Here is a 15,365-nt window from a genome sequence, read left to right on the forward strand (position 1 = left end):
AAGGGTGGATGTCAAAAAGTTTCTCTACGGGTGGGATGGCTGGTGCTCCAGAGCCGGCTTGGCTTTGGCAAGGCGGATTTGCTCCCCGTAGAACCAGATGGGAATGACCACCAGGGTCAGAGCCGAAGAGGTCAACATCCCCGTCAACAGCGTCCAGGCCAAGCCTGACCACACCGGGTCGGACAAGATGGGTACCGTGCCCAGCATGGTGGTGATGCTGGTCAGCAAAATCGGACGGAAACGAACGGCCCCGGCTGCCACAAGGGCTTTCTCCAGGCTGACTCCCTGCGCCCGCTGGTCGGCGATAAACTCCAGCAAGACGATGGCGTTGCGCACCACGATCCCCGCCAAGGCGATCACCCCAATCATGGCCGTGGCGCTGAAGTACACTCCGTTGAGGCTAAAGCCCACCAGGATGCCGATGAGGGCCAGGGGAATGCTGCCCAAGATGATCAGCGGAACCTTGAAGCTGCGGAACTGGCCCACCAGGATGAGGTAAATCAACAAAATGGCTACCAACATCGCGAGGCCCAGATCCCGGAACACGTCCAGGGTCAGCTTCCATTCCCCATCCCACTGGATCCAAAAGCCCTTGGGGAGGGGATGCCGCCAGAAATAGGCTATTTGATCCAAGACTGCATAGACCGAGGAGCGGCGGGCCATCTCGCCCATTACGTAGGCCACGGGCCGCTGGTCTTTATGGAAGATGGGCTCGTCGGCCACCGTGGGCACCCACTCCACCAGCTCCGACAGGGGAACCAGGGATCCCGTCGGCGTCGGCAGTTGAATGCGGTTGAGATCCTCCAGGCTTTGCCGGGCCGACGGCTCGAGGCGGACATGGATCCCCACGGGTGTCAGCTCCCCGGGCAGTTGCAGGATGCTGACGGTGGATCCCCGCAGGGCCAAGCTCAAGGTCTGGGAGACCTCCGCCGTGGTCAGGCCGACGCGGTTGGCCCGCTCCGGATCCACCTTCAGGGTCAACTGGGGAATGGGGTTTTTCACCGAGTCGTCGATGTCCACCACGCCCTCCGTCTCGCCAAACACCTGGCGCACCTGCTTGGCCAACTGCCGCAGTTGGGCGTAGTCGGGGCCATAGATTTCTGCCAGCAGGGTAGACCGCACGGGCGGCCCAGGTGGATCTTCCACCAGCTTGACGATGGCGTTGTGCCGCTCCGCCACCTCTTGCATAGCAGGCCGTAGGCGCAGCACGATCCCTTCCGAGTCGATCCGACGGGCTTCCGGCTGGCTGAGGTGGACGCGGATGTCGGCCACATCCTCGCCCTCGCGGCGGTAGGATCCCCGCAGCAGGCCGTTGAAGTCCACCGGCGCCCCCGTACCGACGTAGGTTTCAAAGCTAAACACCTCGGCATCCTGCTTGAGCACCTCCTCCAGCTCGCGGGCTACAGCGTCGGTAGCGGCCAGCTCCGTCCCCCGCGGCATATCCAACTGCACTAGGAAGGTGTCCTTGTCCGCCTTGGGCAGCATGCGAAACTTTACCACCTGGGTCAGGGGTAGGAGAAAGCTGGCCAAGAACAGGCCGGTGACCACCCCGATCAGCAGACGCCGCCGGAAGGCCGACTCCAGCAGCGGCTGCATCACGCGGCGGTAGAGCCGATACAGGCGCGTTTCTTCCAGAGCGAGCTGGGGTGGAGAGGCCTCGGTGGAGGACTTGAGGCGAATCCAGCGGGCCGCCAGAAAGGGGGTAACCGTCAGGGCCAGCGTTGTGCTGATGATCATCGCCACCGGCACATTAAAAGGGATCGGCCCCATGTAGGGCCCCATCATCCCCGTGACAAAGCGCATGGGCAGGAAGGCCAAAATGACCGTGATGGTGGAGAGAATAACCGGCACACCCAATTCCTCCACCGCGGCAATCGCCTCCTCCACCTTCTCGCGAAAGTTCATGCCGGGGCGCAGCTCAAAGCGACGGTGGATATTCTCCGTAACGGCGATGGCGTCGTCCACCAAGGTGCCCAGGGCCAGGATCAGGGCAAAGAGGGTGATGCGGTTAATCGTTTGGCCGGCAACCCAGCCCACGCCCAGCGTGCCGGCCAAAGTTAACGGGATTACAAAAGCCACAATGGCCGCCTCCCGCCAGCCCAGGAAGATCAACAACAGGCCCACCACAATGCCGATGGCCTGGAAGAGGCTGTTGTAGAGGTTCCCAACCGCTTTTGAGGCCGTCCGCCCGTCGTTGCGGGTGACGGCAACCTGGATCCCGGGAGGCAACTGCGGCCGCAACTCTTCCAGCCGCCGAAAAATGGCCTTGGCTACGGTGACCGCGTTGGTTCCCGGCTTCTTGGCAATGCCGATGGTGACCGCCGGCTGGGTGATCCACTCTCCCGTCGAGCGGCGGCGCGGATCCGGATAGGGCTCTGTGATGGGCTCGTCGCTGCGGAAGTGGATGCGGGTCAGGGAGGTGCGCTCGGCAAACTCATCCCGCACGCTGGCTACATCTCTGAGATAGACCTCCGGCTTGATTCTGAATGGCGGCCACGTCCTCGGCCGAGGCCAGCCGCTGCCCTCCCTCCAGGCGGATCTGCCGCGAGCCCACCTCCACGTCTCCCGCCGGCAGTTGCAAGTTTTCGGCGGCAATGCGCTGGGCCACCTGGGTCGGGGAAAGACCATAGCTGGCCAGCCGCTCCGGATCCAGATCCACCCGAATGGTGCGGGGATGCCCGCCCACCAGCGTCAGGTTGGCCGTGTTGGGAAGGCTGCGCAGATCCTCCAGCAGCCGCTCTCCCACCCGCCGTAGCTGATCGTCGCTGTAGTCGGCCCCCGTCAAGGTCAGGGTAACGATGGGAACATCGTCAATGATGACCGGCTGCACCTGATAGCTGGCGCCAGGGGGGAATAGCTCCGGGTGGCTAAACAGATGATTTTGCAGCTTGAACAGGCTGTCTTCCCAGTTTTCCCCCACCTCATACTGCACCGTGATCAAGCCGCCAGAGGCCTGGGCCACCGAGTAGATGTGGTCGATCCCCGTCAGCTCCCGTAGCTTCGCTTCCACAGGGGTGATCAGCGTCTTCTCCACGACCTCGGCACTGGCCCCCGGATACCGCAAAACTACATCCGCTGCCGGGACGACAATTTGCGGGTTTTCTTCCTTGGGGGTCAAGGTCGCCGCCAGCAGGCCAAAGATGGCCAGACCCACAATAATCAAGGAAGTAAGCTGGGCGTTGTTGATAAAGTAAGCGGTAACCCGCCCCACCCCTTGGTGCGGCTTCTCCAGCTCTGACATGGGAAAAATCCAGATTGGTTCATGCTTATACTACCATATAGCTATACCTTTATGCATCCATAGCTGCTCTTGCCCGTCTTCCGAAGCCGTCACCTGAGGTAGGCCCAGCAAAGGACGAACTGCTACTCGTGGCTGGGTCTAGGAGGGGATCCTGGCTTGGCAATCCAGTAGCCGCACTGGTGTTCTCCGTTCACCTGCCAGGTGAGGCGCTCCACCCGACAATCGGGCAGGGCGGCGGCAAACATCTCCAGCTCGTGGCCGCAGACGCTGGGAAAGCGCTGGGCAATCTGGGCGATGGCGCAGTGGTGCTCCACCAAGACATATTGCTCGACATACTGCTCAGAGCCTTCTGCTGCAATCGGGGCAGCCAGGTTGGCAGGATAGGGGTAGTACTCCGCCATGTAGCCCTCTGCCTGGCGCAACTGCACCAAGCGCTCCAACCGCTCGGCCAGGGATCCGGAGCCCATCTGGGCTTGGTACTCCTGGGCTTTGCGCTGCCACTGCTGCTGGAGCAGGGATCCCATCTGTTCGGATCCCAGGGTTTCAGCCAGCGTATTGAGCAGACCGAGGGCAAACTCGTCGTAGCCGGTGGGGAATTGCGCTTCTCCTTGGGGGCTGAGCTGATAGAGGTGCTGGGGGCGGCCCAAACCGCTAGCTTGAGCGACATGGTGGATCAGCCCCTCTGCCTCCAGATCCTTGAGGTGGCGGCGAATGGCCTGGGGAGAAATGCCCAAGTGCTCTGCCAGAGTCTGGGCGGTGGCCTGCCCCGTCTTGCGTAGGTAGATCAAGATAGCCTGCTTGCTGGAAACGGGTTGCGTGAACGGATCGGTGATCTTGCGCGCGCTCTCCACCCTCGCCCTCCTGGTTAGACTGGGTTTACTCGGCTGCCGCTGCCAGCACCGCTACTTTGACAAGGGGATCATTGCTAAAGTAACCTGAGGATTAGTTAAGCAACAACCATGTTGTTTTAATTGGCCATCTGTTTTGCCCCTGTCCCTAACCGAGAGCCATCCATGTCTACGAGCGTCCGCACCCTAATTAGCCAGCCCTACAAGTACGGCTTTGTTACCGACATCGCCTCTGAGTCCATCGGCAAAGGCTTAAATGAGGACATCATTCGGCAAATCTGGGCCAAGAAGGGGGAGCCGGACTTTATGCTGGAGTTCCGGCTGCGGGCCTACCGCCAGTGGCTGAAGATGAGCGAGCCCACCTGGCCGAATGTGACCTACCCGCCCATCGACTACCAGAACATCGTTTACTACTCCGCTCCCAAGGTAAAGGAGAAGAAAAAGAGCCTCGACGAAGTGGATCCCGTGCTGCTGGAAACCTTTGAGAAGCTGGGGATCCCTTTGTCGGAGCAGAAGCGGCTGGCCAATGTGGCGGTGGACGCCATTTTCGACAGCGTCTCGGTGGCCACCACCTTCCGGGAAAAGCTGGCCAAGGAAGGGATCATTTTCTGCTCCATGTCGGAGGCGCTGCGGGAGTACCCTGAGCTGGTGCGCAAGTACCTGGGCACGGTGGTACCCATTGCCGACAACTACTACGCGGCGCTGAACTCGGCAGTGTTTAGCGATGGCTCCTTTGTCTATGTGCCCAAAGGGGTGCGCTGCCCGATGGAGCTGTCCACCTATTTCCGCATCAACAACGGCGAGTCGGGCCAGTTTGAGCGCACCCTGATCATTGCTGACGAGGGATCCTACGTCAGCTACCTGGAAGGCTGCACGGCCCCCATGTTCGACACCAACCAACTGCACGCGGCGGTGGTGGAGCTGATTGCCCTGGACAATGCCGAGATCAAGTACTCGACGGTGCAGAACTGGTATGCCGGCGACGAAAACGGCAAGGGCGGCATCTACAACTTCGTGACCAAACGCGGCCTCTGTCAGGGGGCCAACTCCAAGATCTCCTGGACGCAGGTGGAGACCGGCTCGGCCATCACCTGGAAATATCCGAGCTGCGTGCTGGTGGGGGAAAACTCGGTGGGCGAGTTCTACTCAGTGGCCCTGACCAACCACTACCAGCAGGCCGATACCGGCACCAAGATGATCCACATAGGCCGCAACACCCGCAGCAGAATTATCTCCAAAGGCATCTCGGCGGGGCATTCCAAAAACAGCTATCGCGGCCTGGTGAAAATTGGGCCCAAGGCAGAAGGCGCCCGCAACTTTTCCCAGTGTGATTCCATGTTGATTGGGGATCAGTGCAGCGCCAACACCTTCCCCTACATTGAAGTGCAAAACAACACTGCCAAAGTAGAGCACGAAGCTTCCACTTCCAAAATCGGAGAAGAGCAACTGTTCTACTTCCAGTCGCGCGGCATTTCTGTAGAAGACGCCGTCTCCATGATCATCAGCGGCTTCTGCCGAGAGGTGTTCAACCAATTGCCGATGGAGTTTGCCGTCGAGGCGGATCGGCTGCTGAGCCTGAAGCTAGAGGGATCCGTTGGCTAGATCCCTGGCGAGCGGCTATGCTCGTTGCCAATTGCCGAGCAGCCTGGCGCAGCTCCACCTTGGGGGCGGCGCTGAAGGGGTAGGTCTGTCCGCCAATACTTCGACCCAAGACGAACTGCTGACATGATCCGGGAAAACAGCCCTGTCATTTTATCTGTCCGCGATCTCACGGCTGAGATCGACGGTACCCCTATCCTCAAAGGGGTGAACCTGGAAATCCGGGCCGGCGAGATCCACGCCATCATGGGGCCCAATGGCTCCGGGAAGAGCACCTTCTCCAAGATCTTGGCCGGCCACCCCGACTACCGGGTAACAGGGGGCGAGATCCTCTATCTGGGCAAGGATCTCTTGGCAATGGAGCCGGAGGAGCGGGCCTGGGCCGGGATCTTCTTGGCCTTTCAATACCCCATCGAGATTCCGGGGGTGAGCAACTTGGACTTCTTGCGCGCCGCCTACAACGCCCGGCAGAAATATCGGGATCAGCCGGAAATGGATCCCCTCGATTTTGACGACTTGGTGCGGGAAAAACTGAGCATTGTCAAGATGGATCCCGCTTTTTTGGAGCGCTCCGTCAACGAAGGGTTTTCCGGCGGCGAGAAAAAGCGCAACGAGATCCTGCAGATGGCGGTGCTGGAGCCGACGCTGGCTATCTTAGACGAGACGGACTCCGGCCTGGATATCGACGCGCTGCGCGTCGTTGCCCAGGGCATTAACCAACTGGCCGGCCCTGAGAAGGCCATGCTCCTCATTACCCACTACCAGCGCCTGCTGGAGTATGTAACCCCCGACTATGTGCATGTGATGGAAGGGGGGCGCATCGTCCTCAGCGGCGATAAGACTTTGGCGCTGGAGCTGGAAGAGCGGGGCTATGACTGGCTCAAGGAGGAGGTGGGATGAGCGCTGCGGTGCCCAAGTCCTCGGTTCGAGAAAGCGACGCCAGCGGTTTTGGCCGTCCCTTTCTGGAGCACATCCTCCGCCAAATCCCAGAGGTGGAAGATCCCCATACCACCCTGAGACAGCAGGCCCGCGCCCAACTGGCGGAACTGGGGATCCCCACCCCCCGCGAAGAAGACTGGAAATACAGCGACCTCTCGCCGCTGGTGGCCCACACCTTTCGCCTGGCCGGCCCTGGACAGGCAACGCTAGAGAAGGCCGTGCTGGATCCCTGGCTGTGGCCGGAGAGCCGTCACAGCTATGCGGTGTTCGTCAACGGCTACTTTGCTCCCCACCTTTCTGACTTGAGCGGCCTGCCCTCGGCCCTGCGAATTGCTCCCCTAAGCCAGTCGGCTCCTGGATGGTTGCAAACCATCGTCAAGCTCGATGTCTTCAGCGCCCTCAACACCGCCCATCTAGGCGATGGGATCCAGATTGAGCTGCTGCCCCAGCAGGAGGTTTTGCCGCCCTTGCACCTGCTCTGGATAACCGTGGCCTCTGAAGGAGAGGCGGTTTTGGCCCAGCCCCGCTGTCTGGTGGCTTTGCAGGCCCACAGCTCCCTCACCCTGATTGAAGATCACCTCTCCTGGGGGGCCGGGATCCCCTTTGGCAACGCCGTCGCCGAGATTGCCCTGGCCGAAGGATCCCGTCTACACCATGTGATCTTGCAGCGGCAGGGATCCCAGGCTTTTCACATCAACCAAACTGCTGTGCGCCAGGGCCGCCACAGCCACTACCGGCTGCAGGCCATCCAGTGGGGATCCCAATTTTCCCGCCACAACCTGGAGCTTGTCCAGGTAGAACCCCAGGCCCACACCCACCTGCAGGGACTGACCCTGCTGAAGGGATCCCAGCACAGCGACACCCACTCCCGCCTGGTGCATCAAGCGCCCCACGGCAGCAGCCGCCAATTGCACAAGTGCATCGTGGACGAGGCGGCCCGTGCGGTCTTCAGCGGGCGCATTTTGGTGAGCCAAGCAGCTCAACTGACAGACGCCGCCCAGACCAACCGCAATCTGCTGTTGAGCCCCAAGGCGCGGGTGGATACGCAGCCACAGTTGGAGATCTTTGCCGACAACGTCAAATGTGCCCACGGGGCCACCGTCAGCCAACTGGAGGCCGAAGAAATCTTCTATTTGCAAAGCCGCGGCATTCCCCAGGCCCAGGCCAGGCAACTCCTCACCTATGCTTTTGCAGCCGAGATCCTCGAAGGGATCCCTTTGGCCCAGCTTCCTTCTCAGGTGGCCTGCCGGTTGGGATCCGATTAATTTGCGATCAATTCGGTTTCTGGTTACAGCTTTTTCCGACTTCATGGGAGTTCTGTAGCCAAGCGAGATCCTTCCTACGCAAGAGATGGATCTACATTGGCTGTAGTAGATAACGCCGGAAAAAGCTGTAGTTGTTGGCTGCTCCCGAAATGGCCATTATCCTCAAGAGTGACCGGGCTTAGGCGTAATGGCTTGACGCGAAATAGATTCGGGAGTTTCCTTATCGATCTTCTATGGTTGCGTTTTCTTGCAAATCTTAGGTTGGAAACGCTCAAACTGCTATACAGAGAGGGTTTCAGCTATTGTCACCACTGAGGAAATAGCCAGAATAAGAGTAGCTATTGACCCAGCAATGGGCGCTACGACAACTTGGTGAATGCACGATGTTTCCCTCTCTGTTGACCCCACGCACAGCAGGCCTACTCCTATCGGGAGCCGCACTGGGCATTCATTGCCAGGCGGCTATGGCCGCCCCTTTTCGCGACACTTTTGGTCACTGGGCCCAAACCTACATTGAGGCTCTCTCCGCTCAAGGGGTGTTGAACGGCTTCCCGGATGGCACCTTCCGTCCCAACGAGCCGGTGACCCGTGCTCAGTTTGCCACCCTCGTCACCACTGCCTTTCGCCTCCGCAACACCTCTGGTACCTTCATCGGCTTTCGGGATGTGCCCCCCACCCACTGGGCGGCCAGCGCTATCTCCGCGGCGGCAGCCAACAACTTGGTGGCCGGCTTCCCGGACGGCACCTTCCGACCCGAACAGCCCGTTACCCGCACCGAGGCGCTGGTGATCCTGACCAACGCCCTTGGCAACACAAGTGCCATCCCCGCGGCCCAGCCGAGCGAGCTGTTCAGCCGCTACCGTGACGCGGCAGCCATTCCCAACTGGGCCCTGACGCTAATTGCAGCCGCCAACCGCGCCGGCCTGATCGTGAATTACCCAGATCCCATGCTCTTGGAGCCCAACCGTCCTGCCACCCGTGCTGAGGTGGCTGCTTTTACCCACCAGGCCCTGCTCAGTCGGGGATCCCTGGTGGCCCAGAACCCAGGCAATTGGCTCTCCACCCCTCAGCCCGGCTTTGACCTGCGCCTTTCCACGCTGGCGGCGGGCACTCTGATACAGACCACCACCCCCTTCAACGAGCGCCTCTTCATCGCCCCCAACGAAACTCGCCCTATGTCCTTGATCGTTCGCAACCCAATTCGCAACGGCCAGGGGGACATCCTGGTGCCTTTTGGCTCACGGGTGGATGGCCGCTTTGAGCCAGCGCCGGGCGGCACGCGCTTTGTGGCGGAAAGCATCATCGTCAACAACCAACTGTTCCCCTTGGCCGCTCAATCGGATGTAATCCGCGATGTCAAGGATCCCCGCTACACCACCACAGGCAAGATCATCCAAGATGCGGCCATCGGCGCGGCAGCAGGCGCCGTTCTCGGCTTGGTAACCGGCGATAATGCCATTGCCACAGAAGAAGTGCTGGGGGCAGGGGTGGCCGGAGCGGTGATCGGCAACGTGACAGCGCCGCAGGTGGTGGTGTTGGATCCCAACCAGGTGATCGAGCTGCGCCTCACCCAGGATCTGGCGCTAGTTCCTCAATCCCGCTAGCGGCGCGGGGGTGTCCGTTGCAACAAGACGCAGGCGATACAACTTCTCACTGTCTTTCCATCGGTGAAGCTGGGCGTTGTCTCGATCCCCAACTCCCCTCTCCCTCCGGGAGAGGGGCTGCTAGGGCGCTATCTTCTCAGCCAATCCAACAGAGTCGTTCCCCCCAGCCACAGGCCCACCAAAATGGAAGTGGTCAGTAGCCCCCCTGCCACACAGATCAGGGATCCCAGGCTGCAGAGGAGCCCATCTTCTTCCAGGAGACCGAAGGCGGTGACGAAGATCCCCATCGCCGGCAGGGTGTTGGTGCCGGGCACGGGAATGATCATGGAAATGCCCATCAAACCAATCCAGGTGCCCAGCCAGACCTGGCCCAGGCGGCTGGTGCAGACTTGTTGCCAACGGGGGCAGGCAACTTTTTCAATGCGCTGCAACCATGGGATCCCGGCCTGCACCCACTTTTGCAATTGCTTCCGTTCAATGGATGTCTGCAGCACCCATGGCGGCAACCAGGGAGTGGTTCGCCCTGCCAGCATTTGCAGGGCCAGCAGTAGGATGACCACGCCAAAGGGAGTGGAATAGCCAGGGGCCGGCAGAGGCAAAGCCGAGGGAAAAGACAGCACTGCCAAAAACAAGCCAAAGCTGCGCTCGCCCGCCAGTTTGAGAATCTCTTCAACGCAGATCGCCACGGGTGGGGATCCCTCAGGCTGCTCTGGGTTGGCGGGAAGGCAGGCAAATCGGGCTAGCTCTTGGGATAGACGAGCCATAGGGGAGTCTGCAAACGGTTTGGGAGCCAACGATAGCCTACTGCAAATCCAAGGTTTGTTGGATATCTTGAACAAAGGGGTGGTCTTTGAGGGGTTAAGATGAGCGGCGAAGCGCTGGGCAAGAGGTTGGGCAGCGGTGGCCTTGGAGAAGGTCTGAAGAAGCGCGCCCCGCTCAGCAAAGAAATGGGTAAGTTGGGGGGATCCCTGTTGCTGGGATCCCTGTTGGTGGCAGGGCGCGGTGTAGCCCTGGCCGAAGCGCAGTTGGAGGTGGGTACCTCCACCACCTTGCCCCCCCAGTCGGCTCCGCCGGTGTTGCCACCCCCACCGGTGGGAGTGCGACAAATTAGAGAGGATACCGATCCTGAGCAAACCGCCGATATGCCCCTTTCCTTGATGGCCGAGCAGGTGCTGGAGGCGGTGTGCGAAGCGCAAATCGATGCCCAACGGGCCCTGGCCCTCATGCCCGATCTGAGCGAATCCCACATCCGCGCCGCCTGCCCCAAGCGGCTGATCCCCAAAAGCTGAAGGAAAACAAAGGCGGCCCCAGACCTTGGGTTGAAAAGTATCCGAAAAATACGCTTGCTCCAGGGGGAGGGTGCTCTAACGACCGAATGTGGGCGCAATTTGCCCAGGGGATTCCCTGTGCGGATCCGCTCCCCACACCAAGCTATCCAACTAGGCATCGCCATGGTGCATCCTATGTGGTGCAGGGCTTTACGGTTACCGACAACATTGTTACGCTAATTTGAGATTCTCTGCTTCATCGGGCAGATAAGTTCATGGGTAGCCTATGAGTTTTGTGCAGATTTGCACTTGGCATTGCTGACTTGAGGAGAAACCGTGCCCAGAAAAGCCACCAGCACAAAACCGAAAGCAACCAGGACAACCTCAAAAGAAGGAGCTGGGCCCGACCCGCAGGTGGCGATTGCCGCAGAAATCCAGCGTCTTTCGGATACTTATGGCATTTCTAAGGAACTCCTAGAGAATTTTGCCCGGTTTGTAGTCAGGCAGCTACAGCCACCGCCCCGGCTGTCTGTCAAAGAGCTGCAGAAAGCCATTTACAACCACTTTGGCGTTAAAAACGCAGCCGAGCTGAGAAAATCAGCCAGCTTCAGACTGGCAACCAGTGGTATGGGCAAACTGAACTTATCCAAAATAGACGATTTGGAGCGCATTTATCGTCAGCACATCGGGATCCTTCCCAACGAAGAGGGGGAAGAGGGGTATGGCTGCATCAATGGGATCAACATCTTCAAGTACGACTTGCCTTGGCGGGTTTTTGGGCTTGACCCTGACCGAGCTACCGATGAAGACATCAAAGCTGCTTTCTACCGCCTGAGCAAGATTTACCATCCCGATTCTCCGACGGGAGATGACAAAATTTTCCAGCGATTGACTCTTTTCTACAAAAGCCTTACGGAGAAGTTCGAGCAATGGCTATAGTCTATGTTTCCTCAAACAAGCTCGCCGATTTCTTGGGTATCAGCCTTGAGGAACTCAGGCAGATTGAAGCTCACTTTGACAGGATCCCCGATGATGAGTGGGAACTGGTGGAAGGTAAAGACTATCGTGTTATCAACAAAAGTTCTGGGCTAAGGGAATACACGCAGTCCGGCGCTTATGCCATTTTATCCTTTTTAAGATCTCGAACAGAGCAAGATCCCAAATCCTCTACAGGTACAAGCATTAGAAATTGGTTCAAGGAAGAGCATCGCAAGAAGCAGAAAGCTCTCGTGGATCACAGGATCCTTCAGAACAGCTCCTCTCTGGTCAAAAGACAAGATCAGTTTTGGTTATCTCTTCGAGATGTTGTGATGATCTTTGGAACTCGAACTGACTATCTTAAGAAGGCGCTTGAGCTTGCATCGAAGCAAAGTAAGTTAATCAAAGACATTCATTACACACGTTTTGGTAATGATGACACTGTTTACCTCTCTTTACGAGGTATCTATGAGCTTGCCAAGATTATGGGAGAGGTTCTCAAGCAAAACCACAGAAAAGACTGGTGTCAAGATGTTAGCGAACGCATTGAACCTCAGATTCAGGTAATCGTCAAGGCAATCCAGGATCGACAAAATCAGATAGAAAAGGCAAAAGATCTTGCAAGAAAAAGGGATAGAAATCTTTGTAGAGTTACTCGAAAAGCAGCCAGTAGCCTAACGGTTCATCATCTCTACTCTGAAGCGCACTATCCAAAGCTTGCAGCGAGTCTCTCCAACCTGATTACCATAGCCAACGAAGTGCACAGCCACTTTCATCAGTGGATGGGAGGTTTCAGCAAGCCATGTACAATTGATGACTTCATTAAGTATGTTCTGGAATACTACCCTGAGAACGGACATCTGATCATCTGGTTGGAGCAGCAGAAGGCCAGCCTTGGCCCGCAGTTGCCCATAGGAAAGGAGAGAGAACATGTGCTCTACCTTCCTCTCCAGCGTGTAACTTGAAATAACCCATCTCGATTGTTTTCAGGTCATTCCAAGCACCTTAGTCAGGTGTACCTGATTGATTTCTTTTCCGGGGTTGCCCTCTGGATGTCCGGTTTCCCTTCCTGTTAGCAATCTGAGCCTCTCCCTACTACAACAATAGAGACCATGGCACAACAAGGGATCCCTAAATCAAGCCCTGATCCAAGATCGCGCGGGAACGGGCAATAGCTGCTCTCAAGTTGGCCCGCTGGGTGTAGCGCATCGTCATGGCGGCAGTCGTATGGCCCAGCAAGTGCTGGATATGCTCAGGGGCAACGCCGCGATCCAGCAGCAGGGTGGCAAAGCTGTGGCGAAACTGGTGGGGGGTTTGGTGGCCCGGCTCAGGCTCGGTGAGCTTAAGCACAATATGACGTAGGCCATCGTAGGTGAGGGGACGACCCCGGTAGGCCGGGCAGCGGGATTGGGAGACAAACAAGGGATCCGTCGGCGCGCACGGGCCCCGTTCTTGGCTCAGATATTGTTGCAGCAGCTCGGAGAGGGGATCCCCGACCGCCACAGCGCGAGGTTTACTTCCCTTGCCACAGCGCACCTCCAACAGGGATCCCTCAGGGCTGATCTGAAAATCCTGTACTGTCAAGTCCAACAGCTCCTGCGCCCGTAGGCCGCACTCCAACAGCAGGCGGATCAAGGCTGCGTAGCGCAGAGAATGGCTTTGGGCCCGTTGCAGAACCCGCTGCAACAACAGCCGATCCAGGTCGCGAGGCAGACGAGCGGGCAGGCGGGCAGGTCGAATGGCCTGGGTGGGCAAGGGATCCGGAAAGTAGCCTCGCTGGCTGGCCCATTCAAAAAATTGTTGCAGCGCCAGCCGCTTCAGGTTGTAGGTAGCGGGAGAGGCAGGCGGATGGATCCACTGGCCCGAACGGTTGCGCAACGGACGCCCCCTCAAGCTGTTTAAAAAAGACTGAACGTGGGACGGCTGCACCTGTCCCAGCGGCACCGGGCAAGTTTTGGCAAACTGCTCCAGAGCAATGCGGTAGGTGCGGCGGCTGGCTGGGGCCAGATCCCGCTCCCGCTCCTGCAAAAATTGCAGCACCAACTGGCTGAGGCTGGGCACAGGGCAGCTCGGCTGACGCTGGAGATGGGCCTGTTGAACCGAGTCGGGCCGGGGATCCCTCATCTGCAAGACCAGCAACCCTCAACTCACGCTTAACTTTAACTTCCGGCAAGCCGCAGTTCAAAGCGGGATCCCAAACGACTTCTGATTGGATTGCTACTGGCTGGGTAGCAGGTGTTGGGTGATGAAATCCGTGTACACCTCGCCCCGCAAAAAAGCCTCGTGGCGCAGGATCTGCTGGTGGAAAGGGATCGTGGTGGGCACGCCGGTGATGGCGCATTCCCCCAGCGCCCGCTGCATGCGGCGGATAGCTGCCGCCCGGTTGGGCCCCCAGACGATCAGCTTGCCCAGCAGCGAATCGTAGTAGGGGGGAATGGTGTAGTCGGTGTAAATGTGGGAGTCCATGCGCACCCCCGGCCCCCCAGGGGGCAAATAGGCGCTGATGGTGCCCGCGCAAGGGCGAAACTGCTGCTTGGGATCCTCGGCGTTGATGCGGCACTCGATGGCATGGCCCCGCAGTTCCACATCCTTCTGGCGAAAGGTCAGGGGTTGACCTTGGGCGATGCGAATTTGCTCGGCAATCAAATCCAGCCCCGTCACCATCTCGGTAACCGGGTGCTCCACCTGGATGCGGGTGTTCATCTCGATGAAGTAGAACTGGCCGTTTTTATCCAGCAAAAACTCCACCGTGCCCGCCCCCACGTAGTTCACCGCCTTGGCTGCCTTCACCGCTGCTGCTCCCATGCGGGCGCGCAAGCTCGTGGTCAAAGCCGGGCTGGGGGCCTCTTCCAGCAGCTTTTGGTGCCGCCGCTGAATTGAGCAATCCCGCTCGTACAGGTGCACCACATTGCCGTGGCTGTCGGCCAAGATCTGAAACTCCACATGGCGGGGGCGCTCGATAAACTTCTCCAGGTAGATGCCCCCATCGCCAAAGGCCGCCTGGGCTTCCCCCTGGGCGGTGCGCATCATCTTCAGCAATTCTTGGGCATCTCTGGCCACCCGCATGCCCCGCCCCCCGCCGCCGGCAGTGGCTTTGATGATCACGGGGTAACCGATTTTCTCCGCCAGCTTCACTGCTTCTTCATCAGAGGTGATCAAGCCGCGGCTGCCGGGCACGGTCGGCACGCCCACCGCTTGCATAGTCTCGCGGGCCGTGGCTTTGTCGGCCATTTTGCGCATCGCCTCTGGCGAGGGGCCGATGAAGATCAAGTTGTGGTCGGCACACATCTCGGCAAACTTGGCATTCTCCGCCAAGAACCCGTAGCCCGGGTGAATGGCATTGGCACCGCGGGTAAGGGCTGCCGAGATGATGTTGGGAATGTTGAGGTAGCTTTTGGCCACCGGGGCATCCCCTACACAGACGGCCTCGTCCGCCAGTTGGACATGCAGCGAGTTCTGATCCGCAGTGGAGTAGACGGCCACGGTGCGGATCCCCATTTCCTGACAGGTGCGGATGATGCGCAGGGCAATCTCGCCTCGGTTGGCGATCAGGATCTTGGTGATGGGCGGCATGAGGGGCGTTTGAGGTTAGAAAAATCTCGGCCGCTAAAGACCAGCGGTCC

13 protein-coding genes are annotated in these 15,365 nt (G+C 59.0%); 7 read left to right on the forward strand and 6 right to left on the reverse strand.

Going from position 1 to position 15,365, the window contains the following annotated elements; translation table 11 throughout:
* Window positions 1-24 precede the first annotated feature (24 nt).
* The 3 genes from NW862_RS02945 to sufR form a co-directional block, all read right to left on the reverse strand.
* Window positions 25-2,445: an efflux RND transporter permease subunit gene (locus tag NW862_RS02945; RefSeq protein WP_414426900.1), complete on the reverse strand. Its 2,421-nt coding sequence runs from the start codon at window positions 2,443-2,445 to the stop codon at window positions 25-27.
* The gene (locus tag NW862_RS02950; RefSeq protein WP_414426901.1) at window positions 2,435-3,241 is read right to left on the reverse strand and encodes an efflux RND transporter permease subunit; all 807 of its coding nucleotides are present in this window, start codon (window positions 3,239-3,241) and stop codon (window positions 2,435-2,437) included. Before NW862_RS02950 ends, NW862_RS02945 begins: the two co-directional genes overlap by 11 nt.
* A gap of 122 nt (window positions 3,242-3,363) precedes the next feature.
* Entirely contained in the window at window positions 3,364-4,092 is a 729-nt protein-coding gene (gene sufR / locus NW862_RS02955; RefSeq protein WP_414333924.1) for an iron-sulfur cluster biosynthesis transcriptional regulator SufR, read from the reverse strand.
* 162 nt (window positions 4,093-4,254) lie between these two features.
* Between sufR and sufB the strand changes: the two genes are divergently transcribed.
* The 4 genes from sufB (at window position 4,255) to NW862_RS02975 (ending at window position 9,496) form a co-directional block, all read left to right on the forward strand.
* The gene (gene sufB, locus NW862_RS02960; protein WP_414333922.1) at window positions 4,255-5,691 is read left to right on the forward strand and encodes a Fe-S cluster assembly protein SufB; all 1,437 of its coding nucleotides are present in this window, start codon (window positions 4,255-4,257) and stop codon (window positions 5,689-5,691) included.
* Window positions 5,692-5,814: 123 nt separating this feature from the next.
* Window positions 5,815-6,588, forward strand: coding sequence for a Fe-S cluster assembly ATPase SufC (sufC, locus tag NW862_RS02965; RefSeq protein WP_414426902.1), 774 nt, complete (start codon window positions 5,815-5,817; stop codon window positions 6,586-6,588).
* Window positions 6,585-7,892, forward strand: a complete 1,308-nt coding sequence (gene sufD, locus NW862_RS02970) for a Fe-S cluster assembly protein SufD (RefSeq protein WP_414426903.1) — start codon at window positions 6,585-6,587, stop codon at window positions 7,890-7,892. Before sufC ends, sufD begins: the two co-directional genes overlap by 4 nt.
* Before the next feature lie 383 nt (window positions 7,893-8,275).
* Window positions 8,276-9,496, forward strand: a complete 1,221-nt coding sequence (locus NW862_RS02975; RefSeq protein WP_414426904.1) for an S-layer homology domain-containing protein — start codon at window positions 8,276-8,278, stop codon at window positions 9,494-9,496.
* A 128-nt stretch (window positions 9,497-9,624) separates the two neighbouring features.
* Here the strand turns inward: NW862_RS02975 and NW862_RS02980 are convergent, their stop codons facing one another.
* On the reverse strand, window positions 9,625-10,260 hold the full coding sequence (locus NW862_RS02980; protein WP_414348616.1) for an exopolysaccharide biosynthesis protein: 636 nt from the start codon (window positions 10,258-10,260) through the stop codon (window positions 9,625-9,627).
* Window positions 10,261-10,359: 99 nt separating this feature from the next.
* Here NW862_RS02980 and NW862_RS02985 point away from each other — a divergent pair, with 99 nt between their 5' ends.
* From NW862_RS02985 to NW862_RS02995, 3 genes are all read left to right on the forward strand, one after another.
* Window positions 10,360-10,785, forward strand: coding sequence for a hypothetical protein (locus NW862_RS02985; RefSeq protein WP_414333914.1), 426 nt, complete (start codon window positions 10,360-10,362; stop codon window positions 10,783-10,785).
* A 315-nt stretch (window positions 10,786-11,100) separates the two neighbouring features.
* A complete protein-coding gene (locus NW862_RS02990) occupies window positions 11,101-11,703 on the forward strand; it encodes a DnaJ domain-containing protein (protein WP_414333913.1) in 603 nt (200 codons plus the stop codon).
* Entirely contained in the window at window positions 11,694-12,707 is a 1,014-nt protein-coding gene (locus NW862_RS02995) for a hypothetical protein (RefSeq protein ID WP_414348620.1), read from the forward strand. Before NW862_RS02990 ends, NW862_RS02995 begins: the two co-directional genes overlap by 10 nt.
* Before the next feature lie 166 nt (window positions 12,708-12,873).
* Here NW862_RS02995 and NW862_RS03000 read toward each other — a convergent pair whose 3' ends face one another.
* Complete coding sequence (locus NW862_RS03000; protein ID WP_414333909.1) at window positions 12,874-13,866, reverse strand: tyrosine-type recombinase/integrase; 993 nt, start codon at window positions 13,864-13,866, stop codon at window positions 12,874-12,876.
* Between the two features lie 93 nt (window positions 13,867-13,959).
* Entirely contained in the window at window positions 13,960-15,315 is a 1,356-nt protein-coding gene (gene accC, locus NW862_RS03005; protein WP_414333908.1) for an acetyl-CoA carboxylase biotin carboxylase subunit, read from the reverse strand.
* Between the last annotated feature and the right edge of the window lie 50 nt (window positions 15,316-15,365).

This window comes from Synechococcus sp. H55.8, from assembly GCF_047462375.1.
In the GTDB taxonomy this organism is placed as follows: domain Bacteria; phylum Cyanobacteriota; class Cyanobacteriia; order Thermostichales; family Thermostichaceae; genus Thermostichus.

Bases quoted from the DNA above. Each gene is read 5' to 3' on its own strand.
- NW862_RS02950 (WP_414426901.1), bottom strand. From the start codon at position 3,241: ATGTCAGAGCTGGAGAAGCCGCACCAAGGGGTGGGGCGGGTTACCGCT.
- NW862_RS02980 (WP_414348616.1), bottom strand. From the start codon at position 10,260: ATGGCTCGTCTATCCCAAGAGCTAGCCCGATTTGCCTGCCTTCCCGCC.
- accC (WP_414333908.1), bottom strand. From the start codon at position 15,315: ATGCCGCCCATCACCAAGATCCTGATCGCCAACCGAGGCGAGATTGCC.
- sufB (WP_414333922.1), top strand. From the start codon at position 4,255: ATGTCTACGAGCGTCCGCACCCTAATTAGCCAGCCCTACAAGTACGGC.
- NW862_RS02995 (WP_414348620.1), top strand. From the start codon at position 11,694: ATGGCTATAGTCTATGTTTCCTCAAACAAGCTCGCCGATTTCTTGGGT.
- sufD (WP_414426903.1), top strand. From the start codon at position 6,585: ATGAGCGCTGCGGTGCCCAAGTCCTCGGTTCGAGAAAGCGACGCCAGC.
- NW862_RS02975 (WP_414426904.1), top strand. From the start codon at position 8,276: ATGTTTCCCTCTCTGTTGACCCCACGCACAGCAGGCCTACTCCTATCG.
- NW862_RS02985 (WP_414333914.1), top strand. From the start codon at position 10,360: ATGAGCGGCGAAGCGCTGGGCAAGAGGTTGGGCAGCGGTGGCCTTGGA.
- sufC (WP_414426902.1), top strand. From the start codon at position 5,815: ATGATCCGGGAAAACAGCCCTGTCATTTTATCTGTCCGCGATCTCACG.
- NW862_RS03000 (WP_414333909.1), bottom strand. From the start codon at position 13,866: ATGAGGGATCCCCGGCCCGACTCGGTTCAACAGGCCCATCTCCAGCGT.